Source organism: Mangrovibacter phragmitis (assembly GCF_040429585.1).
In the GTDB taxonomy this organism is placed as follows: Bacteria; Pseudomonadota; Gammaproteobacteria; order Enterobacterales; family Enterobacteriaceae; genus Mangrovibacter; species Mangrovibacter phragmitis.
In genome coordinates this window covers 3,197,170-3,221,427 of record NZ_CP134782.1, presented here as the reverse complement: position 1 = coordinate 3,221,427, position 24,258 = coordinate 3,197,170, and the positions used below count along the sequence as shown (strand labels likewise).

The window sequence follows — 24,258 nt, the reverse complement described above, 5'->3', positions numbered from 1 at the left end:
TTGTTGTTGATGTGCGAAAGGGCAGGGTGTGGTGTCAGTGCTCACAAGACTGGAGCGGCATACTCAAAAACTTTCGTTTCCGGCAAACAGGTTTATTACTCGCCAGGAGTGACCTTTATTCGTCAACCATTACAATTATGCTTAACAGAAGAATTTTGACAGGCGGGAGGTCAATTTGATCCCTGACGTATCACAGGCATTAGCCTGGCTTGAACAACATCCACAAGCGGTTGCAGGTATTCGCCGTGGGCTGGAACGTGAAACACTGCGTGTTGCACCTGATGGCTCGCTTGCAACAACAGGGCACCCGGAGCGTCTTGGTGCTGCGCTGACACATAAATGGATTACCACAGACTTTGCCGAAGCCCTGCTGGAGTTTATTACTCCAGTAGACCGTGATATCGGCCATATGCTGCGCTTTATGCGGGATTTACATCGCCATACAGCGAACAACATTGGTGACGAACGGATGTGGCCGCTGAGTATGCCGTGTTTTATTGAAAATGGGCAGGATATTGAACTGGCGCAATATGGCAGTTCAAATCTGGGGCGTTTTAAAACACTCTACCGTGAAGGGTTGAAAAACCGTTACGGGGCATTGATGCAAACCATTTCTGGCGTGCATTACAACTTTTCGCTGCCACTGTCTTTCTGGCAGGCGAGAGCTGGCATTACCGACGAAGTGAGCGGTAAAGAAGCAATATCTGAAGGCTATTTCCGCCTGATTCGTAATTACTACCGTTTTGGCTGGGTTATTCCTTATTTGTTTGGGGCATCACCGGCGATTTGTTCTTCGTTCCTGCAAGGCAAACCGAGTGCGTTGCCTTTTGAACAGACAGAAAATGGCCTGTATTACCTGCCATATGGTACGTCACTGCGTCTCAGTGACCTGGGGTACACCAATAAATCCCAGAGCCAGCTGAATATCACTTATAACCACCTTTCAAGCTATGTTGAGAACCTGAAACAGGCTATCCATACACCTTCACTGGAATACAGTCAATTGGGGCTGCAAAAGAATGGTCAGTGGTTACAACTGAACACCAATATTTTGCAGATTGAAAATGAGCTGTATGCGCCGATTCGGCCCAAGCGTGTTACCCGGGCGGGTGAATCGCCTTCAGATGCGTTGCTGCGCGGCGGAGTGGAGTATATTGAGGTGCGTTCGCTCGATATTAACCCCTTCTCACCTATTGGTGTGGATGAAAGCCAGGTACGTTTCCTTGATTTGTTTATGATTTGGTGTGTGCTTGCTGATGCGCCAGAAATGAACAAGGATGAGCTGGCCTGTACCCGTAAAAACTGGAATAAGGTTATTATCGAAGGGCGCAAGCCTGGCCTGATGCTGGATGTGTTTGCCATGCTTGAAACGGGCTGCCATGCAACACAACACTCACTGAAAGAGTTGGGTATGGCGCTGTTTGCTGATTTGCGCCGCGTGGCGCAAACACTGGATGCCATGACAGATACTCCGGCTTACCTGAATGTTTGCGACCAGCTGGTTGCCAGCTTTGAGAACCCGGAATTAACCTATTCAGCGCGTATTTTACGATCTATGATCGATAATGGTATTGGTGGTACTGGTAAAGCGCTGGCTGCTCATTACCGTGACTTGTTAATGAAAGAGCCGCTGGAGATCCTCACTCAGGCCGATTTTGACCGTGAGCGTGATGCGTCTGTAACGCGCCAGAAGGTGCTGGAAGAGAGCGATAGCGAAACATTCGAGGCACTGCTTGCCCGCCAGGCATGAACCAAAAGAAAAGGCCACATTACTGTGGCCAAATAATTCATCTCTGAAGACAGGGATGATGATAACAAATGCGCGTCTTTCATATACTCAGACTCGCCCCGGAATTAATAGTTCAGTTTATTTTTAAAAAAAATCACTTATCGGAGGTGATCAGATGCCATTGTTGGATAGCTTCACTGTTGACCATACCCGTATGGGCGCACCAGCGGTACGTGTAGCGAAAACGATGCATACGCCGCATGGCGATACTATTACCGTATTCGACCTGCGTTTTTGTATCCCGAATAAGGAAGTTATGCCAGAACGAGGGATTCATACCCTTGAACACTTGTTTGCCGGCTTTATGCGTAATCACCTTAATGGTGATGGCGTGGAGATAATCGATATTTCTCCGATGGGCTGTCGTACCGGTTTCTATATGAGCCTGATTGGCCAGCCTGGCGAACAGCGTGTCGCTGATGCCTGGAAAGCGGCAATGAGTGATGTGCTGAAAGTTCAGGATCAGTCTCAGATCCCGGAACTGAATGTTTACCAGTGTGGTACATGGGAAATGCACTCTCTGTCTGAAGCTCAGGATATTGCCCGCCATATTATCGAACGTGGCGTAGGGGTAAACAGCAACCAGGAACTGGCGCTGCCTAAAGAGAAGCTGAAAGAACTGCATATCTGACAGCCATCAGTTCTGATGAGCTGAACCAGTTTGTTATCAGTCAAAAGAGAGGCTCGAGAGCCTCTCTTGAGTCTGACGACGATCCTCATGTCCGCACAGAACGAGAGGATATCACCCAATAAAAAACCAGGAAAATCAATTCATTAATTTTCGGCTGCTAACCAAAAAGAAGGAAAAACCACGCTTTTCCCTTCTTTTTCATCAATCTGAAGAGAGGCTCGTGAGCCTCTCTTTTTTTACGGGTGACAGGTGGGATTCTGGCAAAAACGGTTTTGCGCTGGTGCTGTTTTTTGGCGTTGACAGGGAGAATGGCGCAATAAAAAAAGCGCGGGATTTACATCGCCCGCGCTCAGATTTTAATGCTCTGGTTGCACCTGTCAGTGAGCGCCACCGCCACCACCGCCTGAACTGAACGGTGGTTTGGCAAACCATACCAGACTCAGCAAAACAATAAACACGGCGGCTGAAATCCAGAATATTTCGTTGGCGGAGATAATCAGCCCCTGGTTAGTGATTTGCTGGGCAATATACCCGGAAGCCTGCTGGTGAGACATTCCCATGCCTTCTAACTGGTTGTACATCTGCTGTGCGTTTAGGTTATACGGCGTCACAGATTCTGTCAGATGCGCATGATGCAGTGATTCCCGGTCGGTCCACATCGTTGTCGTGATAGACGTCCCTATTGAACCTGCCAGTGTTCGCGTAAAGTTCGACAGACTGGATGCCGCGGCCAGGCGCTCCGGCGGCAGACCGGAAAGCGTAATGGTCGTCAGCGGCATAAAGAAGCAGGCAACAGCGAAGCCCTGAATGAACTGTGGCCACGCAGAAGCGCCAAAATCCATTCCGGGTTCGAATGTCCATGCCCGCCAGTAGAAGCACACCGCATACATAATAAAGCTGAAGGTGACCAGACGGCGCATATCCAGTTTATGGGCAAAACGGCCAATAATCGGTGACAGAATGACCGGAATCACCCCGACCGGCGCTGATGCCAGGCCTGCCCAGGTTGCTGTGTAACCATAAACTTCCTGCAATAACTGAGGCAACAGCACAATCGCGCCAAAGTAGAGCATGTAAGCAAGGCTGATACACAGGCAGCCAATGGTAAAGTTTCTCGACTTGAACAATGACAAGTCCACGATGGGATTGTCGTCAGTGAGTTCCCATACCACCAAAAAACTGAGAGCAACGACCGCGATAATCGTCAGAATGATAATTTCTTTCGAATTGAACCAGTCCAGCTCTTTCCCCTGGTCAAGCATAACCTGCAGGCAACCAATACCTAATACCAGCAATGCCAGCCCAATGGCGTCTATGCGCCGTTGTTCGGTGCGTGTTTCACGGCCGCGCAGGGTTTGCAGTGTCATCATTACCACGATGGCCCCAATGGGGACGTTGATAAAGAATATCCAGCCCCAGTGGTAGTTATCGCTGATCCAGCCACCCAGAATAGGGCCGCATATCGGCGCAACGATAACAGTCATTGACCACAGTGCAAGAGCAATACTCCGTTTGGCAGGAGGATAATTACTCAGTAGCAAACTCTGTGACAGCGGGATCAACGGACCAGCAACCACACCCTGTATGACACGGAAAAAAATCAGCATCGTCAGGCTGTTGGACATCCCACACGCCCAGGAGGCCACGGCAAAAGCACCGGTGGACCACAGGAATAATTTTACCTCGCCCACCCGTTTGGCGAGCCAGCCGGTAATGGGGATGGAGATAGCGTTAGCCACCCCAAATGAGGTAATAACCCAGGTACCCTGGCTCAACGAAGAGCCCAGGTTACCTGCAATGGTGGGAATGGCGACGTTTGCAATTGTCGAATCCAGCACCTGCATGAATGTCGCCAGAGCCAGCGCAATGGTCATGACAACCAGTTGTGGGCCTTCAAGCGGTTTTTGTGGCATACACCCTCCGCTGTTTACCCTTCGTTGGCCCGGATAATATCGTCAATTACTTTATTGACTGGAACCAGTGAAATTTCACGCGCGTTGCTAACATAGGCTGGTGTTTTACGCACTTCGCTTGCCAGCACTTTGCCGTCATGGTTACTGGTATTCACTGTCACCAGAGTCGATAAGCCAATACGCAATGGATGCTGTTCCAGTTGTTTCTCATCAAGCTCAATACGCACAGGTAGCCGCTGAACCACTTTGATCCAGTTACCCGTAGCGTTTTGCGCTGGCAGCAATGAGAAGGCACTCCCGGTACCCATATCAAGGCCAACCACTTTACCGGTGTATTTCACGTCATCACCATAGATATCGCTGACAACGGTAGCAGACTGCCCAATACGCATGTTTGCCAACTGGGTTTCTTTGAAGTTAGCGTCAACCCACATATGGTGTGCCGGAACAATCGCCATCAGGGCGCTGGAGGCACTGATTTGTGCACCAACCTGTACTGCGCGCCGGGAAACATAACCTGTTACCGGGCTGACAACGTTAGTACGTTGCAGTGCGAGCCATGCATCACGTACAGCTGCGGCTGCTTGTTTTACACTCGGCTGGTCTTCAATTTTATCGCCCAGTAACATCGCTTTATTGGCGTTGTACTGTTGAATGGCAACATCAAGTTGAGCCTGGGCACTGGCAACGGCATCTTTGGCATGTTGCAGTTCTTCTTTACCAATCAGGTTATCCGTTCCTAATGGTACGCGGCGTTTAAAGTCATTTTGTGCTTTGGTTAACGCGGTTTTTTGCAGTGCGATATTCGCTTCATATTGCTTGCTGTTGATCATCAATTGATGAACTGAGCGCACGCTGGAAGCCAGCGCGGTTTTCGCTTTATCAAAAGCCAGCTGTGCGTCTGTCGGGTCAAGGGTGACCAGTGTGTCGCCTTGTTTTACAAAGTCAGTGTCATCGACCCATACTTTTGTCACGCTCCCGGAAACCTGAGACATAATCTGCACCTGGTTTCCCGCGACATAAGCATCGTCAGTGTCTTCATAATGGCGTAGTACCAGGAACCAATAAATTCCGTAAGCTACCGCAATAACAACAAAAAGTGTCGTAAGGAAAAGTAACGCGTTCTTGCGCTTACCTTTCTTTTTCTTAGCGTGCTGCTGCGGTGCCTGATTTTCCGCATTTGCGCTCATACTATTCTCCACCATCTTATTATTTTCTTAGGTTTGGTCGGCATGACCCTGTTTTTATCAGACAGGCCAGTCGGGTAATCAACTGGCCTGAGGTTGAATCTGTCTGGTTGTGGCTTGCTATTCGAGGCGGGGAATTATCGTACCGCTTCAAGCACGGCTTCATCGGCTTCCATCTGGTCAAGCCTCTGGAGCAACTTACGCGTTATTGTTTCGAGTTGAGATTTCTCTTGTTCATCCAGTGATGACCACAGCATGTGCAAACAACTGTGTTGCGGCGGTAATACTTCATCAAGAAAGTCTTTACCTTTTGCCGTTAACTGCAAATGCAGGCAGCGTCTGTCATTATCACTTTCACGACGTTCAATCCAGCCACGCTTTTCCAGTTCATCAGCAATGCGGGTGGCATTGGTGCGGGAAGAACCCAGTGCACAGCTTAGTTCAGAAGGCTGGATACTGTGGTTCTCTTGTGACTCAAGCGTGATCAACGCCATAAACAGAGTTTCATTAATGCCCTGAGCTTTCAGCATTTTATTACGGTTTTCCAGCAGCTTACCCTGCATATGCATGCACAAGCGGGTCAGCAAAATTTCCTGGTAAGGGAAGGCTTTTTGGCGGCTGGCGCGAAACTTAAGCATTTGTTCTATGGGCGTGAACGAACTATCCATTAGATTAACCTCATTAGTTGCAGCCGATATAGTAACTATAGTGATAAATAAAGTAAATGGATTATTCGTGCGCTTAAGGTTCGCTAATCACCCGCCACTCATCAGTTTCAGCGCCAGGCCAAAGCTCAATGCACTGAGCAGTGTCGGGATGATAATGGTGCGTAATTTGTAGAAACTGGCAATCAGCACGGTGAAACCGATGACAACGGGTAACACATGTTGGTGATGCTGAATTAAGTCTGGCGCTGTGGAGACAACCAGCAACGCGCAAATAGACGCGATACCAATACTGTCGAGTAAAATCGTCACCGCACCGCGTCGGTTTTGCACATTTTGCCCACGGTTGAGGCGCAGCGGCAGGTAACGGAACAGGTAGTTCACGCAGCCAACAAACAGCCCAAGTACCAATACATCAATGCTCATCGCTGGCCTCCTGATAAAACGCCTGAATCAATGCTGCTGCACAACCACAGACGATTCCGCACAGAATCGACGCCGGAATCGAAAACAGGGTAATACCCAGCACAGCGCCCGCCAGCGCCGCAATCACACATAACGACTGTTTGCGTTGAAATGAAGCCAGCAGAAAACTTAAAAATAACGCTGGCAACATAAAGCTCAGTGAAGCCTCAACGGCGGGCCAGTCATCCAGCAGGCCATTGCCTGACCATGCCCCCGCCAGTGTGCCTGCCACCCACGCGGCCCAGGAGGTCAGGGCAATAGCTATCATCCAGGGCTCACTCCAGCGCCGGTTATCGCGCACCAGTTTGGCGGTAGCCGCCGCAAAAACTTCATCGGTCAGCCCAAATGCCCATAGCGCGGTGCGCGAACCCGTTAACCTGATGCGGATACGGCTTTGCAGTGACGGACCATACAGGATATGGCGAACATCCATTGCCATAACAGTCAGGGCCGCCACCCACAGGGCGCTGCCAGCAGACAGCATGGCCGTTATCACAAACTGGCTGGCCCCGGCATACACGATGCAGGAAAAAAAAGTGGCTTCAAGGGGAGTAAAGCCCAGTTTCGTGGCATTCAACCCGAAAGCAAAAGCGACGGGCAGATAGCTGATAACAATCGGCAGGCTGTCTTTACAACCTTCAGCCCAGGTGGCTGTTATTTGGGGTTCAGTTACGCAGGAGGATTCTGTCATTTTTATTATCTGTAATTAAATTCGAGTCAGCGTTATCTCTCGTTGTGGTGTAAAGCTCTGAACACCAAACTAAAGAAGTCAGTGGGCCTTTACTGACCCATGCGATTGTGTCATTGCGGAGTTTCGTTGACCGGGGCCTGACGATGATACCCTAATGCCCACACCACCAGACTGAGTGCACCGGTACTGGCACCGGCCAGGCAAACACCTGGCCAGCCTGCGTGCTGGTAAGCACCCGCAGAAACCAGTGAGCCGAATGCACCACCAATAAAGTAAGTGGTCATATATCCGGCTGTCAGCCGGTTACGGGCTTGCGGATATAAACGGTAAATTACACTCTGGTTGGTAATGTGTACACCCTGGACTGTCAGGTCGAGCAGTACAATCCCTGCCATTAAAGGAATAACTGAAAATTTCCCCAGATATATGGCTATCCAGGCCAGAACCAGCAGAATCAGCCCCGCAGTGGTTGTCAGGTGAGACTTACCTTTATCTGACAGACCGCCAGCCGGGCGGGCTCCCAATGCACCTGCCGCGCCAGCCAGCCCAAATAAACCAATAACAGCTTCGGAAAAGGAAAACGGCGGAGCAGAGAGTAAAAACGCCATTGAAGTCCACAGCATACTGAACTGTGCAAAGATCAATCCGCCTGTCAGTGCCCGGGTACGTAATACCCGGTTGTGAAAATAGAGGGAAAAAATGGAAACCAGCAATTGGGGGTAATTCAGGTGATTTTCCTGTTTTACAGTTGGCAGCATGCGCCAGAGTGCCAGCGCCATCACAATCATCAGGCCACTTGCCAGCCACCAGACCGTGCGCCAGCCACCGAGACTTGCCAGCGCACCTGCAACTGTTCGCGCCAGTAAAATACCCAGTAACAACCCACTCATGATGGTGCCAACAGTGCGGCCGCGTTTTTCTGGCGCGGCAAGCGTTGCGGCCAGAGGAACCAGTATCTGAGCCACGACAGAAAATAGCCCGGTTAACGCCGTACCCACCAGCATCATACTAAGTGAATGGCTGCTGGCGGTGATTATCATGCCGCAGGCAGCCAGTAGCGTCATGCTGACAATCAGCCCACGTCGTTCAAACATATCTCCCAGCGGGACAATAAACAGTAACCCGGCGGCGTAACCCATTTGTGCGGTCGTCACAATAAATCCGGCCTGGTTGACGGATAGCGAAAACGCCCGGGCGATCGTGTCCAGTAATGGCTGGGCATAATAATTACTGGCAACGGCCAGCCCGGTGGCGACAGCCATCAGGAGGGTCAGCGCAGGCGTTAATGGGCTGGTTCGGGCGGTGTAATATTGTTGAGTCATGTCTGGTGCAATGGGTTAATTTGTCGTGAGAATCACAGATAATAGCGAAGATTAGTGAAGGGGAAACAATTTGCTCTGATTATCGCGTAGCAGAACGTGCGGTTTGTGGTGTGGGAGAAAAAAAGAACCTCCTGGAAAGGGAGGTTCAGATTGATGAAAAAGAAGGAAAAAGCGTGGTTTTTCCTTCTTTTTAGTTAGCAGCCGAAAATCAATAAATTGATTTTCCTGGTTTGTTATTGGGCGACATCCTCTCGTTCTGTGCGGACATGAGGTTTGTCATCAGACTCAACCTCCCGTGAAGGGAGGTTCTGAGTGGCGGCGTTTTACTTTGCGGCAGCCAGTGAGGCTTTGATCCAGCCATTGAATTCAGACTGGTGAGCTTTAATCCAGCCATCAACATGGCCATTAATATCTGCTTCGGAAGAGTGGCCTTCATGCATCATGGCATTCTCAGCATTGATATCGGCAATAGGCAGTTTCATCAGAGAGAACAGTTTTGCCGCTGCCGGGTTTTTCTCAGCCCAGGCTTTGTTGGCAACAATGTACATGTTGTTAACCGGGAAGCCATAGTTCGCGCCGTTGGGAAGTTTGGTATCTACACCTTTCTGTGCGCCAGGCAGTGAAGAGAACGGTACCTGTAGCCAGACAACGTCTTTGCCTGGCACCAGCACGTCACTTACCCAATAAGGTGTCCAGGTGTAGTACAGAATCGGTTTGCCTTCTTTATAACGGGTAATGGTGTCCGCAATCATTGCAGCGTAGTTACCCTGATTATGTACTACGGTATTGGTCAAATCATAAGCTTTGAGCTGGTGGTTAATTACCGCTTCACAACCCCAGCCAGGCGTACAGCCCGTCAGGTCTGCTTTACCATCTCCATTGCTGTCGAACAGTTTCGCCAGTTTTGGGTCTTTCAACTGTGCAATATTAGTGATGTGGTATTTCTCAGCCGTTTTTTTGTCAATCAGGTAACCCTGAGCGGCACCGGTTACATAAGTCCCTTTGCGGTAGAATTTTTTATCGCCGCCTGCTGCGTTATACATGTCATCATGCAGGGGCTTCCAGTTCACCGCCATGAATGTGGCATCGCCGTTGGCAATAGAGGTATAACCCACGTTGTAGTCAACTTCGCTGGGCTTGTCTACGGTGTAACCCAGTTTCTCCAGTGCGCGGCTTACCAGCAATGTCTGGAAGCTTTCTTCAGAGATAGTGCTTTGAACCGGTTTAACGGTGATGCCTTTACCCGGTAAATCCGCCGCAAAGGTGCTGGTGGAAACGAGTGTGGCAAAGGCTGTGGCTAAAAGAACAGAATGTCGCATCGTTATTCCTTTTTTGTCATGAGAGACCGAAAACCAATAAGCTGGTTGGTTCGATGATGTGTTGAGCCTGGAATAACACGTTTATCCAGGTACTGATGCAGTCTCAGGCAGCCAGAGCTGCCCGGACTTGTTGTGCGTGTTACTTCTTGATGAATGGGCGGGCCAGCAGACCCACCGGGCCAGTGGTATACCAGCGGCGGTTACCCCGGCTGCGAGCATCGCGGCCAACTGACTGCGTTAAGCGGTCAAGGATGATGGCGAGAATAACGATACCCACACCACCAACCGTCGCCAGACCCATGTCGAGGCGGCCAATGCCACGCAGAACCATTTGCCCCAGACCACCTACAGCAATCATTGATGCAATGACCACCATCGACAACGCCAGCATCAGTGTCTGGTTCACACCAGCCATAATGGTGGGCATAGCCAGTGGTAACTGCACTTTGAACAGCATCTGACGCGGGCTGGAACCAAAGGAGCGGGCAGCTTCAATCAGGTCTGCCGGAACCTGGTTAATTCCCAGAATTGTCAGGCGCACAATCGGCGGCAGTGCAAAGATAATGGTGACGACGACGCCAGGTACATTACCGATACCAAACAACATAACGATAGGCACCAGGTAAACAAACGCCGGAGTGGTTTGCATGGCATCCAGTATTGGACGGACAACTTTTGCCGCTCTCTGGCTACGAGCCAGCCAAATTCCCATTGGCAGGCCTATTACCACACAGAACAATAATGCGGTAAGCACCAGTGCAAGTGTCACCATTGCCTGAGACCATGCCCCGATGGCACCGATGAAAACCAGCGAAATCACGGTGGCGATACCCATGCCCAGGTTTGACATCTGCCAGGCAATTAAGGCAAATATCAGAATTGCCACTGGCGCTGGCATACCTGTCAGTAAATGCTGGAAAGCGCTCAGAATATAATCAATCGGAACACGGATGCCCTGGAATACCGGACGGAAATGAAACACAACCCAGTCAATAGCATGAGTGACCCAGCTATCGAGTGGGATCAGCGTCTTATGGAACGGGTCCATAAAGTTAAAATGTTCGGGTTTGGGGGCTGGCGCGCTGTTTAACCAGTCAGCCGCACCACTGGAACCTCCTGATGAAGCTGGTGTGCCCCATGCATCCGCTGAAGATGCTGCATTACTTGCGGCACTACTTGCGGCATCAGTGGTTGCGCCACTGGCATCCCATGGATTTGCTGCGTTACTCATTGGTTGCTCCCTCCCGGTCTAAGGCTTTCAGCAGTGTCCCTTTAGAGATAATGCCGAGATAGTGTTGGTTGTCGTCGATAACAGGAATCGCACAAGGTGCAAGGCCCACGGTAGAGAGCAGCTCATTAAGAGGCGTTTCTCCTGGTACAGATGTGGGTGATTCCAGTAAGGCGGCATCCAGCCCCTGGCCTTCAGACAGCGCTTTTTTCAGAGAGTCAATTGATACGATACCGACAAATTTTTGCCCACGTTCAATCACGTAGCCATATTCGCGGTCTTCATCCTGTAGCAGTTTAATTGCTGAGCGGGGCCCAAAACCGGGCGTTTTACGAATCAGACCAACTGGTGAACGGCGCGCAATATCTTTAGCGCTGAACACATGGCTGATATCCACACCACGGAAGAAGGTGCGCACATAATCGTTTGCCGGGTTATTGAGGATCTCATCAGGCGTGCCGACCTGCACGACTTCACCATTTTGCATAATGGCAATACGGTCGCCGATGCGCATCGCTTCATCGAGGTCATGGGAGATAAACACCACAGTACGTTGGTGTTTGGCCTGGAGCTTAACCAGTTCATCCTGCATTTCAGTACGAATTAATGGGTCGAGCGCGGAAAACGCTTCATCCATCAACAGAATATCCGGGTTAATTGCCAGAGCCCGAGCCAGACCAACACGCTGACGCATACCACCCGATAATTCATCCGGGTAGCTGTGTGCGTAGTTTTCCAGCCCAACCTGCCGAAGCGCATCAAGCGCTTTCTCTTCGCGCTCAGCAACTGGTGTTCCCGACAGCTCCATACCAAAAGCGGTATTTTCCAGTACATTCATGTGCGGCATCAGCGCGAAGGACTGAAAGACCATCGCAATTTTCTTTCTGCGCACTTCACGCAATTCTGCGTCTGAAACCTGGGCAATGTCAGTGCCATCGATCAATACCTGACCGCGGGTGGGTTCAATCAGACGATTGAGAAGGCGGACTAATGTGGATTTACCCGAGCCGGATAAGCCCATAACAACAAATATTTCGCCTTCTTCAATGGCCAGACTGGCATCTTTAACGCCGAGTGAGAGACCGGTTTTGGCAAGAATTTCTTCTTTTGATAAACCGCGCTCTATATATTTGAAAGCCCTGTTAGGGTGCTCGCCAAATATTTTATAAAGGTTCTTAACTTCTAATTTAATTGCCATGTAATAATGGTTTTCCTGTTATTGTTTAAATGCTATAGATGTCCTGGTGAAAATATTAGTTGCCTATACCCTAACATACTCAGGATTTGAGACAACCCTTAATTCCCTTATGAAAGTGTGATCCATGGCTGAATATTTTTCCACAAACCCCGTGATATAAGGGCTGAGGACGTAGCGCGGTTGCTGCCAATTTTCTGCAAGATCTGTGCTGTCAGTATATACAATGTTCAGGTTTTAGGCGGATATTGCCAGAGAACTGCATGATTCAGTTCGTAAAATGAGGTGACTATAGTAGAAACATATTCAGGTGTGTAATACAGCTGTAATAGTAAATATTTGTTAACCTGAGTATGTAATATTTTACCCGTAACCTGGTACGAATGTACCCAATAAAAGCTGCAATATTACGCTGGATGGGAGGTAGTTCTTCCACCTGCCTGTATTCAGGTATAGTGCACACCTGGTGACTTGTGGCCGGGTAAGCCTGACACTTTTCCCGGCAATATGTTAATTAAAAGTTCCAGTCTTCATCTTCGGTTTGCTGGCTTTTCCCAATGACATAAGAAGATCCGGCACCCGAAAAGAAATCATGGTTTTCATCTGCGGCAGGCGACAGTGCCGACAAAATTACTGGGTTGACGTCACACATTGATGCAGGAAACAGTGCCTGATAGCCCAGATTCATCAGGGCCTTATTGGCGTTATAACAAAGAAAAGCAGTAACCTCATCCACCAGCCCAGACTGCTGATACAAACTTTGTGTATAAGAAACCTCATTATCATATAAGTCCATAATCAAGTCTGCTGCTTCGTTTTCAAGTTCTTGCTGCCTCTGGTGATTCAGTGGTGCCACCATCTGCTGATATTTATAACCAATGTAATATCCGTGTACGGCTTCATCACGAATAATAAGGCGAATAAGATCTGCCGTGTTAGTTAATTTCCCCCGGGCAGACCAGAATATAGGTAAATAAAATCCCGAGTAAAATAAAAATGATTCCAGACAAACACTGGCAATTTTCTTACGATATGGGCACTCCCCGCGATAATACTTAAGTATTAACTCAACCTTATGTTGCAGCCAGGGGTTCTCTTCACTCCACTGGTATGCCGCATCCACTTCCTGCATTGAGCACAGGGTAGAAAAAACAGCGCTGTAGGAGCGGGCGTGTACTGCTTCCATAAAACTGATATTGGAGAGTACCGCTTCTTCATGAGGCGTCAGGGCATCGGGCATCAGGCTGGGGGCTCCCACCGTGTTTTGCACGGTATCAAGCAGTGTTAATCCGGTAAAGACACGAATGGTCAATATTTGTTCTTCATGGCTCAGCGTCTGCCACGATGGTAAATCATTGGCTAACGGTATTTTTTCCGGTAACCAGAAATTAGTTGTCAGGCGGTTCCAGATTTCCAGGTCTTTGGTGTCAATTAACCGGTTCCAGTTAATTGCACTAACAGGGCGTTGTGGATTCATGGTTTTTCCTTACAGCGTACAGGAGACACAGCCGTCGATTGCTGTTCCGGCTAATGCCTGTTGGCGCAGGCGAATGTAATAGAGGGTTTTTATCCCTTTTTGCCAGGCATAAATTTGCGCTTTGTTGATATCACGGGTGGTTGCGGTATCCGGGAAAAAGAGCGTCAGCGATAATCCCTGGTCGACGTGTTGTGTGGCCGCTGCGTAGGTATCAATTATTTTTTCCGGACCAATTTGCCAGGCGTCCTGATAAAGATGCATATTGCTCTGGTTGATAAACGGTGCCGGGTAATAGACCCGGCCGGTTTTCCCTTCCTTGCGTATTTCAACAGGGGCAATGACCGGGTGAATACTGGATGTGGCGTGGTTGATATAGGAGATAGACCCAGTGGGTGGGACAGCCTGCAAATTCTGGTTATATAACCCATCGCGCATAATGTCGTCACGCAACTGGCACCACATTGACTGGTCGGGGATGCAAATATTCGCACGGTCAAACAATTGCTGTACCCGGGCTGTTTCTGGATGCCACAACTTGCTGGTGTAACGTTGGAAATATTCACCGCTTGCGTATTGAGACTGTTCAAACCCGGCAAAACGCTGGTTTCGTTCGCGGGCGAGCCGGTTGGACGCACGCAACGCATACCATGCAATGCTGTAAAAATAGATATTGGTGAAATCAATGGCTTCTGGCGAGCCATAGGCAATTCCTTCACGAGCCAGGAAACCATGCAGGTTCATTTGCCCCAACCCAATTGCATGAGCCGATGCGTTTCCTGCCATTACCGAGGGTACACACTCAATAACGCTTAAATCTGAAACTGCGCTCAGTGCCCGGACGGCTGTTTCAACAGTTTGGGCAAAATCGGGGGAATCCATTGTGTGCGCAATATTAAGCGACCCAAGATTGCAGGAGATATCTTTACCGGTGTGCAGGTAATCCAGGTTTTCTGCCAGCACAGAGGGTTGGTTAACCTGCAATATTTCAGAACACAGGTTGCTCATGTTGATATAACCCGCAATCGGGTTGGCCCGATTAACGGTGTCTTCAAACATGATGTAGGGATAACCCGATTCAAACTGTACTTCAGCAAGAGTACGGAAAAAATCACGAGCCCGAACCCAGTGTTTGCGAATGCGTGTGTCGGCTACCAGTGAATCATAGTGCTGGCTGATACTGATATCGCAAAACGCCTTTCCGGTTATCCGCTCAACATCGTAGGGTGAAAACAGTGCCATTTGCGCATCTTCTTTGGCTAACCGAAAAGTGATATCCGGGATAACCACGCCCAGAGACAGGGTTTTGATACGCAGCTTTTCATCAGCGTTTTCTCTTTTGGTATCCAGGAAGCGTAAAACATCGGGATGGTGCGCATGTAACCATACCGCTCCGGCACCTTGCCTGGCGCCCAGTTGGTTGGCATAACTGAATGCATCTTCCAGCATTTTCATCACAGGTATGACCCCGGAAGACTGGTTCTCAATCTTTTTTATTGGTGCGCCTGCTTCACGTAATGCAGACAATACAAAGGCCACGCCACCCCCACGTTTGGATAACTGCAACGCGTGAGTAACGGCCCGTCCAATGGATTCCATATTGTCTTCGATGCGTAACAAGAAACAGGAAACCAGTTCACCACGCTGCTGTTTGCCAGCATTAAGGAATGTTGGCGTGGCAGGCTGGAAGCGGCCTGTGAGGATCTCGGCAAGTATCTGTGTGGCAAAACGAGCGTCGCCCCGGGCCAGGGTCAGTGCGACCATGCAGGCTCGTTGGGGAAAATCTTCCAGATACTGTGAGCCATCAAAGCTTTTCAGGGCATAGCTGTTATAAAACTTCCACGCGCCAAGAAAGGTCGCAAACTGGTATCCGCTCTGGTCGGCAGCAGCAAAGAGGGTGACAAGTTCTTCCTGGGTATATTGTGCCAGCATCTCACCATCGTAATACCCCTCATCAACCAGTGTTTTTAGCCGAACTGCATGGCCCGCGAAAGTGCGTCTGGCAGGCGTAATGTGCTGGTGCAAATATGCTTCCACTGCTGCTTTGTCTTTATCCAGTTGTAATTGTCCCGCGCTGTTATACATATTCAGCATGGCATTAAGCGCGTGGTAATCCTGGTCACGGGATGCTGCTGTGGTTGCAGTTATCGTTGCTGTAGCCAAAATTGTTTTACTCCCTTTCTCACGTTTTCGACGTCTTCAGGTGTTCCGAGTAATTCGAATCGATACAGGCAGGGCACCTGGCATTTCTCAGCGATTACCTTGCCGGCAAGACAGAATCCGGCACCAAAACTTCGGTTGCCAGAAGCGATTACTCCCTTGAGCAAATGCCGGTTTTCTGGTTGGTTCAGAAACCGAATCACCGGGGCTGGAACCGCTCCGTTAGTCCCGCCTCCGCCATAAGTGGGCACAATCAAAATAAAAGGCTCGCGGACATAGAGTATTGGATGTGGCGGTGTGGTGATACGCAGTGCGGGTATTGCAAGGCGTTCGACAAACCGCCGTGTATTTCCCGATGAACTGGAGTAATACACCAGATTACTCATGCGCCAGTCCCCGGCTGTGAATGCAGGCGATTAATCATATCCGGGCGGAAGCCGCTCCAGCGCAAGGTATCGGTAATGACAACCGGTAACTGGAGAAAGCCCTGGCTTTTTAACCAGCCAGTGCATTCAGGGTGGGTATCGATATCAATCAGAGTAAAGGGTATTGCACGTTGTGCCAGCATGCGTTTGGTGGCATGGCACTGTACACAGTTTTCTTTTTTGTAAATACTAATGCTCATGATTCGCATTCTCATATGAGGAGTTAAAAAAACACCCTTACGCACAGCGGTGGGTGAGCTCTTGTGTTTCTGATACTAGATGTAGTTACTATTTTTATCAACCATACAATATATGGTGCTTAGGCAGGGCGTGAATGATCCGGGTGTTTGTGCAGTCGCCACTGGTGGAACAGAGGTCAACCCGGCGTAGTTGCCGGGTTGTGTGAAGGCTTTATTTTCGTGTCAGCAGTGCGCCGACAATCACCCCCGCAGCTGCGCCCAGGCCAATACTGTGCCATGGCTTGTTGTGCACCCATTCATCCGTATGATGAGCGGCATCGCGCGTGGCTTGTTGCAGGCGGTTATGCCCATTAAGGCGGGCGCGCGTTTCACTGAGTAAACGTGTAGCATGGTGCTTAATGCTGTCACGCTCTTCTTTTGCATCACTGTCCCAGGCGTCCAGCACTTTTTCCAGCGTACTGGCGATATTTGTTATTTCATCCTGCATTGCCTGGTTTTCTGGTGCGTTTTGAAGTGTCTTCTGTTTGGTATTTCTAAGCACAGGACCTCCTTTTTTAAGTGATTCAGATAACAGTGTAGACGCCAGAATGCCGTTTTTCTGGCAGAAACTGCGGTAAAAGGCGGTTTCTGGACTATTCTGAAAGCATCTCCTTGTAGCCATGCGGTATGGTTGCGAAGCTGTTACGAGAGGATGAGGAAGCACAATGTATTTACGACCCGATGAGGTGGCACGCGTTCTGGAGAAAGCTGGTTTTATTATGGACAGCATGGAGCGGGGGGCATATGGATACCGCCGTGGAGAGAATTATGTTTATGTAAACCGGGAAGCGAGGATGGGTCGCACTGCACTGGTTATTCACCCGGCAATGAAAGAGCGCAGTCACACACTGGCGGAACCTGCATCAGATATAAAAACCAGCGAATTGTATAAACATTTCCCGTTGTGGCTGGGTGGAGATGCGCAAACACATTATGGCATTCCCCATGGTTTTAGCTCACGCATTGCCCTGGAACGTTATTTAGTTGGCTTGTTTGGCCAGGCGGAATAAAACACATTTTTTTCTTGTGAAGGGTAATACCAGGCAAGTATTTATTCAGTAAATACACTCTGGTATTAGTCTGTTACCAGCAACGGGCAGTTATTTCCGCCCGTGCTGTTAGCTTGCAGGTGCACAGAGCCTGCTGGTTGTTTGCTGCGGATTGTCCTGTCTGCTTTACTGTACTGCGTTTGAAATTTCAGCGTGAGCGGGTTGCTGTGTATCAACCACACGGAATAACCGGCGACAGAAATCGAGAAAGTAACCATAAGCCGCACCCATCATCATAGATACGACCATATTTGAACTCACCGCTGCCACAATCTGATGCCAGTCAGCGCCAACAGTAAACAGGATGGCGGCATAAACCGGTGACTGGAATGTCACGTAGGCAAACATATCCGCCAGGTTCTTTATTTTTTTACCACCGCCCGCTCTGCGCGCATAACCCATTATTTTGTCGCGATAGAGCCCGTATGGCCAGGCAATAACCATGTTAACCGGAATGGCCACCAGGCGTGATGACAGAGACTGACGGAAATCCATCCCGGAGATAAATATTTCAATCATCATGCCAACAACAGAGCAATACACCACCATTGCAAAGGTGTCTGCAACCGCGTGACGCAGGCGTGAATGTGGCGAGAACATGTTACTGGTTCCTTGTTAAATCTGGCTATAAGTGCTGACTGATTGTTTGTTTATGGTTTATGCGTTTGGTTTTTACTGGCTTGACCAGATTATATGACTGCATTGAAAACGGCAATTAGCGTAAAATTTTTATTTTAGTGCGGTTTGTCCATAAAATTCGCTACAGTAATGATTTTTGAGCGGGTTATGTCATTAAACTCCAGGTTTGATGATATTTTTGTTATTTATCAATAAATTGAATGATGGCTTTATGGAGGGGTAATGAAACGGTACAACATATTTTTACTGGATCCAGTGTGAAATGCTTTCTGTTTGGTTGTTTTTTAACATTTGTTTTTTTATTTCTTGTTTTTCAATGTTTTTTGGTTTTTTATTCTGATGGTTATGATGAATAACTATTCTTAAAAATGACTGGTTATGCAATGCTGTTACTGAACTGACTACAAACCGGGATAAAAATAAGAGAAGCGTGTCGGACAAAAATATGCATCAGCATTTGGCTTATTGCGATGAACTCGTTACTACCATCACTGTAATCTGAACTGGATATGGACTGTCTATTTTTTTGATCTGTAGCCCGGATATGGGGTATGTATTTTTCCTAAAAAACAAGATTAATCCTTCTGTTTATTGGTGGTTTAGTATTGCTGTGTTTTATAATTATGTTGACTTGAGTTAGTGTTATTTTTATGTGGTCTTGAAATGTATTAGTTTTAATGTTTAAAATAACGCTTCTATTTATTTGAGTAAAAGGTGGCTAATTATAATGACTGTTGAGTTGCAAAAATTAAATAACATCCGCACATTGCGTGCCATGGCTCGCGATTTCTCCACTGACGTGCTTGAAGATATTCTGGAAAAAGTCAGGATCGTCACTGAAGAAAAGCGTGAAGAACAACAGGCTCAGGCTGAGGTTCTGGCTGAAAGAGAAGAGAAAATTAATCTTATTCTGAGCCTGATGGAAGAGGATGGCCTGGATCCCTCATTATTAATGGAAGCGACAGGTGGTAAAGGTTCAGGAACAAAACGTGCCGCCCGCCCTGCTAAATACCGCTTCACTGATACCAATGGTGAAGTAAAAACCTGGACCGGTCAGGGGCGTACTCCAAAACCTATTGCACAGGCGCTGGAACAGGGTAAATCATTAGAAGATTTCTTAATCTGACAGCCTGACGATATTCCTCCTGGTGAGACTGCGCAGCGGTCTCATGTACAATCATGTTTTACGGTTTGTGGTAAAAGAAAAGTCAGAAGAAATCATCTTTATGGCTAAAGATTTTTCTCGGCGGACAGATGCGGATTGTTTGTGAGAAAAATGCTGATGCAGACTGTTATTGCAGGATATTGTTATCAGTTCTGTTATATCTTCCAGAAAGTATGAATGGTCTGGATTAAGCCACAAGCGAAAAAAGTAAAACAGATTTGCAGTGGGAATATTTCGGGTCAGTAACGAATCCACAAGGGTGGCAAAACAATGTGTGTTCACCACCCTTGTGGATAATCAGGATGCTGCATCTTCACTCGTGTAGTCATAACTCACCAGTCGCCAGTTAGCCGACTGTCCATGATGCCAGGGCATCATTGCCCCTTTCTGAATACCCACAATGGCACTGGCTGTGATGTTAGTCATTTGCCACATCCCTGTCTGTGGACACCAGTTTCCACTGCTACGTTCTATACCCAGAGGTTGTCTTGCTGATGTGTCGCTGGCAAGGTTGTTGCCTGTCGCGAGAAAACCAGATTGTACGCTGTCTATTCTCATCATTAACCATCCTGACATCATTACCGGTCAGCCGTATAAAACGAATGACCTGTGTGATAATTTGACTTAAAGTGTCCGGATAAAGCTATTTGCTAAAAATATCCTATACATCAGCTTAAAGAGAATACTGCAGGCTTCGCATTAAACTGAAGGCTCCAGGTGAAGTTTCAATATAGCAAAGACATAATAAATAACACCAGTATTATTGCTTAATTTACTTTAAGTCGCTGTGAATATATAACAGATATAATTGCTGTTTTACTTTGGTTCATGATTTGTTTTTTATTGTGTCGTTGTTTCGTGATTCAGTTTATTCTAATAAAGTATTAGCTCCTTGAAATTGCATTGCTTTAAATTAAATTATCCGTTAAGTATGAGGGTATATATCAATCTGATGCTGTCAGATTTTAGATGTTGCTTTCCCCACTACAACTTCTTGTGGTGGTTGAACCAACAAGTTCCCTTGTGGGTAACGGCGCAATTGCCCATTATGATTGGTCACCACACAATTGCGGCCAGCTTCCTTGGCCGCATACAGTGCAATATCAGCCAGTTTAATGGCCTGATCAACCTGTTCGCTGGACATTTCCGTCATACCGCAAACACCAACCGAAACGGTGAATACAGGAATACCTTCATCGTGGTAGCCAGAAACACCAAAGCGAATACGCTCGGCAATGGTTACCCCGGTATCAAACGGGCAGCCGGGTAAAACAACAACAAACTCTTCTCCGCCAAAACGGCTAATAATATCGCTGCTGCGGCAAAGACTTTTGAGACGTTTTGCCAGCGTGACTAATGTTCGGTCGCCAATATCATGCCCATATTTATCATTGATATGTTTAAAATTATCAATATCAAGCATGATGATAATATTATTGTTGGTCGATAAGTCACGCATTTTTTCAACTAATCCACGGCGGTTGTATAGCGCGGTGAGTTGGTCCGTCATGGCATCATTGTTTAAACGGGATACGGTGTATTTCATCGCCCGCAAACTTTTATAAACTGCTTTGCGTAATATTTTTGCTTCATAGTACCAGACGTTGATATTGAGAATGTTTTTGAGTTTTTCATCGGCGGGAAATTTTTCTGTTACCCGTGCAAGGCGAGTGAGTGGTGTTGATATGCGTGAGGCAAGATAGCCTGCAGTTAAGGCAATCAACACAATTACCGGGAATATCACCCCGGCAGACAGACTGATAGACGATGCCATCATTGCTTTGACTGCTGTCTGGCGTGAATAAATGACCACTTTCCATCCCGTGGAATTAACGGTTGAATAACTGATAAGCGCGGTCTGGTGGTGGATTTCCCCTTCAAATGATCCGGAAGCACTTTTTAGCAGGCGTTCAGATAAACTGGGTTCATCGAACAGAGCCGATGTATCTCCCGGGGTACGGCTGCTGTCGTAGATAACAGCTCCTGATGGTGTTTCAATGCGAACCTGGTTGCCCTGGGTGTAGTGATAGCTTTTCAGCAACCGGTTCAGTTCACTGTCTTTGTGTAAATAAATTACGCCAGCGAGGTAACCAACAGGCTGCCCTTGCGGAGAGCTGAGCGGATAGCTGAGCAGAACAACAAAATTATTCGCGGTTGAAATATACGGCAGGCTAATTTGTGGCTTGCGGCTTTGCAGTGCACTCAGGCTGCCCGGTGAATTGAGCGGTTTATGGCTATCCCCAGGCATTGCGGGGAAAATGGCATCAATGACATTGTGTTCATTGACGACAGCAACCCGGTTGAAAAGTTGTGATTGCTGGTACAGCCGCCGGGCTTCCTGGGCCAGATTTACCCGCTGGGTTGCATCCGGTACATTCTGTACGCTCCAGGCCAGTGCATGTTGTGCCTGAAGGAAATAATGGTTAATACTTTCAGCAAGTTTTTGTGATGACTGGGTGTTATCTGACAGGATAGTGCGGCGTAAATCATCACTCTGGAACCGGTAAACAAGGACAAGCAATATCACTGCCGTTGCCAGCACGCTGCCAACAGACAAAGCTATCATGAGATTTCTTAAATTAACCAGTTTATATGACACCATAGTTAACGTTTCTTATGTGTTGCCATTGAGACCGGGGTTCTGGAAACGCGTTACGCTCCCATTAACGTTTTCGGCACTGCGAGTTGTTTCTTGAGTGAAAAAGCATCAAAAAGTGCTATTGATTTGATTTTGAGTCATAAATCGTGAATCCGCAACTGCGCTTCATCTCAGGCAAAAAAAAGCCCACCAGGCGGTGGGCAAAGTCAACTTATTGGTTAGGAATGAAAATGCCAGAATAAATAACTTACCTCCCTGTGCTGTTCAATGGTTTAAAGCCAAACCTGGGAGGCTGGCGTTAACCAGGAAAAAGCAAGTTAATTTACTCTGGTGAAATGAATCATAATGAGGAATAGTGATGAGAAAACGGAGAATCTATGGTCACTCCCGTTTTTGCAACACCGATTTTGACGACAAGTTGGCTTGCTTGAATCTATCCGGCGTCTGAATGGGATTTTATTCCCGCGCCTTGATGAGTTCCGCGCCTGATGAACCTCCAGAAAATATACGGCTTCAATGAGCCTTTCCGTTTTACAGGTTCCTCAACAGGCCGGTGGGCCGTTAGTATCATCAATATCAGTATTCGCAAAACCAGATCAGTAATTCTTTAAACCGGTGTATTTCTGCCGTTATGCTACATAAGTTTGCTGTCGTGCCGTTAGGGCCCAGGCTATTCTGGCCAGCTTGTTTGCCAGAGCACAAGTGACGACAAAGTTGCTTTTCCGGCACAGTAAATCCCTGACCCAATCGGCCAATTTTCCAGACTGGTGTTCCAGTTTTTGTATGAATACCCTGGCACATTGAACCAACAAAGTTCGGATCTTTTTATTACCTCGCTTACTAATTCCCAGCAATGTCGTCCTACCTCCCGTGCTGTACTGCCGAGGTACAAGCCCTGTTGCCGCCGCAAAGTCACGGCTGCTGGCGTACTGCTTCCCGTCGCCAATCTCAGTTGAAATAGTACTCGCTGTCAGTGTTCCGACGCAGGGAATGCTCAGCAAGCGCTGTCCAACCTCATCTTCGTCCAACTTTCGTTTCAACTGGGATTCCAAATCTTTAATCTGCTCAACAAGATAGTGATAATGCTGTTGTAATTTCAGCAATAACTGGCTGAGGTAAAGAGGCAAACTATTGTCCTCAAGAATGGTACTCAGTCGGCTAATAACGGCAGCTCCTCGGGGAACGCTAATGCCAAATTCCAGCAGAAAAGCATGCATTTGATTGGTTGTTTTTACCTTATCCTGAACCAGGGATTCACGGACACGATGCAGAGCCCGCATTGCCTGCTGAGATTCCGTTCTGGGCTGCACAAAACGCATAGACGGACGCGATGCAGCTTCACAAATAGCTTCGGCGTCGACAAAGTCGTTTTTATTGCTTTTAACGAACGGGCGGACAAATTGTGGTGATATCAGCTTTGGGGAATGCCCCAACTCTTCCAACTTGCGTGCCATAAAGTGAGAACCGCCACAGGCTTCCATTGCGATGGTTGTAGCGGGGCATGTCGCCAAAAATTCGATCAACTTTGGCCGGGTAAATTTTTTACGGTAAACAGCCTTCCCGCGACGATCCTGGCAATGAATATGGAAAGAGTTTTTACCCAGATCGATACCAATGAGCGCAATGTTTTCCATGATAGTTCTCCGAATGAAAGCCTGTCCTCAGCATAGTACCGGGAAGGAGGGAGTGACCATCTCATTAAATATGAATATGCTTTGTGGTGTTATATATTTAATCTAAGTGTATTCTTTTAAACCCTGTCGCCTTTTGTACAACAGTTCAATACCTGCCAGCGATATCATTTCATTTTAAAACTCGGCTGGTAAATTAGCACAGGTGATAAAAATTATTCTGGCATCATGATAAGTAAGATGATTAATGACTATTCATTTCACAGGGGGCGTTAAGACAAATCTGTATGATGAAAGTTCACTGATGTTTGATAAAATATTTTTTTATTTTAGATTATGTGAGAACTATTATTTCATTCATTTTTTCTTCATTGTTTCACCATTTTTCCTCGCTACTTTTCGGCTTCATGAAACTGTCAGCACTTCCTCACTTGCTACCAAAAATAACTTAGCTGGCAGGTGGATTTGCTGT

Annotated in this window: 23 protein-coding genes; 5 read left to right on the top strand and 18 right to left on the bottom strand. The window is 47.8% G+C overall.

Translation table 11 applies throughout. From position 1 onward, the window contains the following. Positions 1-175 precede the first annotated feature (175 nt). From gshA to MPHASIOC01_RS15550, 3 genes are all read left to right on the top strand, one after another. Positions 176-1,750 (top strand): glutamate--cysteine ligase, encoded by a 1,575-nt coding sequence (gshA, locus tag MPHASIOC01_RS15560; protein ID WP_064600878.1) that lies wholly within the window; start codon positions 176-178, stop codon positions 1,748-1,750. Positions 1,751-1,904: 154 nt separating this feature from the next. Further along, positions 1,905-2,420, top strand: coding sequence for an S-ribosylhomocysteine lyase (gene luxS, locus MPHASIOC01_RS15555; protein WP_064600876.1), 516 nt, complete (start codon positions 1,905-1,907; stop codon positions 2,418-2,420). A 220-nt stretch (positions 2,421-2,640) separates the two neighbouring features. Continuing rightward, positions 2,641-2,832 (top strand): hypothetical protein, encoded by a 192-nt coding sequence (locus MPHASIOC01_RS15550; protein ID WP_064600874.1) that lies wholly within the window; start codon positions 2,641-2,643, stop codon positions 2,830-2,832. Here the strand turns inward: MPHASIOC01_RS15550 and emrB are convergent. From emrB to MPHASIOC01_RS15480, 14 genes are all read right to left on the bottom strand, one after another. Beyond that, entirely contained in the window at positions 2,798-4,333 is a 1,536-nt protein-coding gene (gene emrB, locus MPHASIOC01_RS15545) for a multidrug efflux MFS transporter permease subunit EmrB (RefSeq protein WP_064600872.1), read from the bottom strand. The two genes, MPHASIOC01_RS15550 and emrB, sit on opposite strands and share 35 nt — an antisense overlap. Positions 4,334-4,347: 14 nt before the next feature. Beyond that, positions 4,348-5,523 carry a multidrug efflux MFS transporter periplasmic adaptor subunit EmrA gene (gene emrA, locus MPHASIOC01_RS15540; protein WP_064600871.1) on the bottom strand — a complete coding sequence of 392 codons (1,176 nt, stop codon included), beginning with the start codon at positions 5,521-5,523 and terminating at the stop codon, positions 4,348-4,350. Positions 5,524-5,657: 134 nt separating this feature from the next. Next, entirely contained in the window at positions 5,658-6,188 is a 531-nt protein-coding gene (gene mprA, locus MPHASIOC01_RS15535) for a transcriptional repressor MprA (protein WP_064600870.1), read from the bottom strand. A gap of 87 nt (positions 6,189-6,275) precedes the next feature. Next, on the bottom strand, positions 6,276-6,611 hold the full coding sequence (gene ygaH, locus MPHASIOC01_RS15530; RefSeq protein ID WP_064600869.1) for an L-valine transporter subunit YgaH: 336 nt from the start codon (positions 6,609-6,611) through the stop codon (positions 6,276-6,278). After that, positions 6,601-7,341: an AzlC family ABC transporter permease gene (locus MPHASIOC01_RS15525; protein WP_064600868.1), complete on the bottom strand. Its 741-nt coding sequence runs from the start codon at positions 7,339-7,341 to the stop codon at positions 6,601-6,603. Before MPHASIOC01_RS15525 ends, ygaH begins: the two co-directional genes overlap by 11 nt. 110 nt (positions 7,342-7,451) lie before the next feature. Then, positions 7,452-8,663, bottom strand: coding sequence for an MFS transporter (locus tag MPHASIOC01_RS15520; RefSeq protein ID WP_353612887.1), 1,212 nt, complete (start codon positions 8,661-8,663; stop codon positions 7,452-7,454). A 323-nt stretch (positions 8,664-8,986) separates the two neighbouring features. Continuing rightward, a complete protein-coding gene (gene proX / locus MPHASIOC01_RS15515; RefSeq protein ID WP_064600864.1) occupies positions 8,987-9,982 on the bottom strand; it encodes a glycine betaine/L-proline ABC transporter substrate-binding protein ProX in 996 nt (331 codons plus the stop codon). 139 nt (positions 9,983-10,121) lie between these two features. Further along, positions 10,122-11,213, bottom strand: a complete 1,092-nt coding sequence (proW, locus tag MPHASIOC01_RS15510) for a glycine betaine/L-proline ABC transporter permease ProW (RefSeq protein WP_353612886.1) — start codon at positions 11,211-11,213, stop codon at positions 10,122-10,124. Then, positions 11,206-12,408, bottom strand: coding sequence for a glycine betaine/L-proline ABC transporter ATP-binding protein ProV (gene proV, locus MPHASIOC01_RS15505; RefSeq protein ID WP_064600860.1), 1,203 nt, complete (start codon positions 12,406-12,408; stop codon positions 11,206-11,208). The genes proW and proV overlap by 8 nt, the downstream gene beginning before the upstream one ends. A gap of 511 nt (positions 12,409-12,919) precedes the next feature. Beyond that, the gene (gene nrdF, locus MPHASIOC01_RS15500; protein ID WP_064600858.1) at positions 12,920-13,882 is read right to left on the bottom strand and encodes a class 1b ribonucleoside-diphosphate reductase subunit beta; all 963 of its coding nucleotides are present in this window, start codon (positions 13,880-13,882) and stop codon (positions 12,920-12,922) included. 9 nt (positions 13,883-13,891) lie between these two features. Next, positions 13,892-15,973, bottom strand: coding sequence for a class 1b ribonucleoside-diphosphate reductase subunit alpha (nrdE, locus tag MPHASIOC01_RS15495; protein WP_353614945.1), 2,082 nt, complete (start codon positions 15,971-15,973; stop codon positions 13,892-13,894). 50 nt (positions 15,974-16,023) lie between these two features. Continuing rightward, positions 16,024-16,425 carry a class Ib ribonucleoside-diphosphate reductase assembly flavoprotein NrdI gene (gene nrdI / locus MPHASIOC01_RS15490; RefSeq protein WP_064600856.1) on the bottom strand — a complete coding sequence of 134 codons (402 nt, stop codon included), beginning with the start codon at positions 16,423-16,425 and terminating at the stop codon, positions 16,024-16,026. Continuing rightward, positions 16,422-16,664 carry a glutaredoxin-like protein NrdH gene (gene nrdH, locus MPHASIOC01_RS15485; RefSeq protein WP_353612885.1) on the bottom strand — a complete coding sequence of 81 codons (243 nt, stop codon included), beginning with the start codon at positions 16,662-16,664 and terminating at the stop codon, positions 16,422-16,424. The genes nrdI and nrdH overlap by 4 nt, the downstream gene beginning before the upstream one ends. Positions 16,665-16,875: 211 nt before the next feature. Next, positions 16,876-17,205, bottom strand: coding sequence for a glycine zipper domain-containing protein (locus MPHASIOC01_RS15480; RefSeq protein ID WP_231889223.1), 330 nt, complete (start codon positions 17,203-17,205; stop codon positions 16,876-16,878). A gap of 163 nt (positions 17,206-17,368) precedes the next feature. Here MPHASIOC01_RS15480 and MPHASIOC01_RS15475 point away from each other — a divergent pair, with 163 nt between their 5' ends. Further along, positions 17,369-17,713, top strand: a complete 345-nt coding sequence (locus MPHASIOC01_RS15475; RefSeq protein WP_064600854.1) for a DUF2002 family protein — start codon at positions 17,369-17,371, stop codon at positions 17,711-17,713. A gap of 165 nt (positions 17,714-17,878) precedes the next feature. On the opposite strand, the gene MPHASIOC01_RS15470 is transcribed toward MPHASIOC01_RS15475, so the two are convergent. Continuing rightward, positions 17,879-18,352 carry an L-alanine exporter AlaE gene (locus tag MPHASIOC01_RS15470; protein WP_064600853.1) on the bottom strand — a complete coding sequence of 158 codons (474 nt, stop codon included), beginning with the start codon at positions 18,350-18,352 and terminating at the stop codon, positions 17,879-17,881. 766 nt (positions 18,353-19,118) lie between these two features. Here MPHASIOC01_RS15470 and MPHASIOC01_RS15465 point away from each other — a divergent pair. Then, positions 19,119-19,517, top strand: a complete 399-nt coding sequence (locus tag MPHASIOC01_RS15465; RefSeq protein ID WP_064600852.1) for an H-NS family nucleoid-associated regulatory protein — start codon at positions 19,119-19,121, stop codon at positions 19,515-19,517. A 336-nt stretch (positions 19,518-19,853) separates the two neighbouring features. On the opposite strand, the gene MPHASIOC01_RS15460 is transcribed toward MPHASIOC01_RS15465, so the two are convergent. From MPHASIOC01_RS15460 to MPHASIOC01_RS15450, 3 genes are all read right to left on the bottom strand, one after another. Next, positions 19,854-20,117: a hypothetical protein gene (locus MPHASIOC01_RS15460; protein WP_156519114.1), complete on the bottom strand. Its 264-nt coding sequence runs from the start codon at positions 20,115-20,117 to the stop codon at positions 19,854-19,856. Between the two features lie 397 nt (positions 20,118-20,514). Beyond that, positions 20,515-22,122: a sensor domain-containing diguanylate cyclase gene (locus tag MPHASIOC01_RS15455; RefSeq protein WP_353612884.1), complete on the bottom strand. Its 1,608-nt coding sequence runs from the start codon at positions 22,120-22,122 to the stop codon at positions 20,515-20,517. A 662-nt stretch (positions 22,123-22,784) separates the two neighbouring features. After that, positions 22,785-23,789: an IS110-like element IS4321 family transposase gene (locus tag MPHASIOC01_RS15450; protein WP_000427623.1), complete on the bottom strand. Its 1,005-nt coding sequence runs from the start codon at positions 23,787-23,789 to the stop codon at positions 22,785-22,787. Positions 23,790-24,258: the final 469 nt, after the last annotated feature.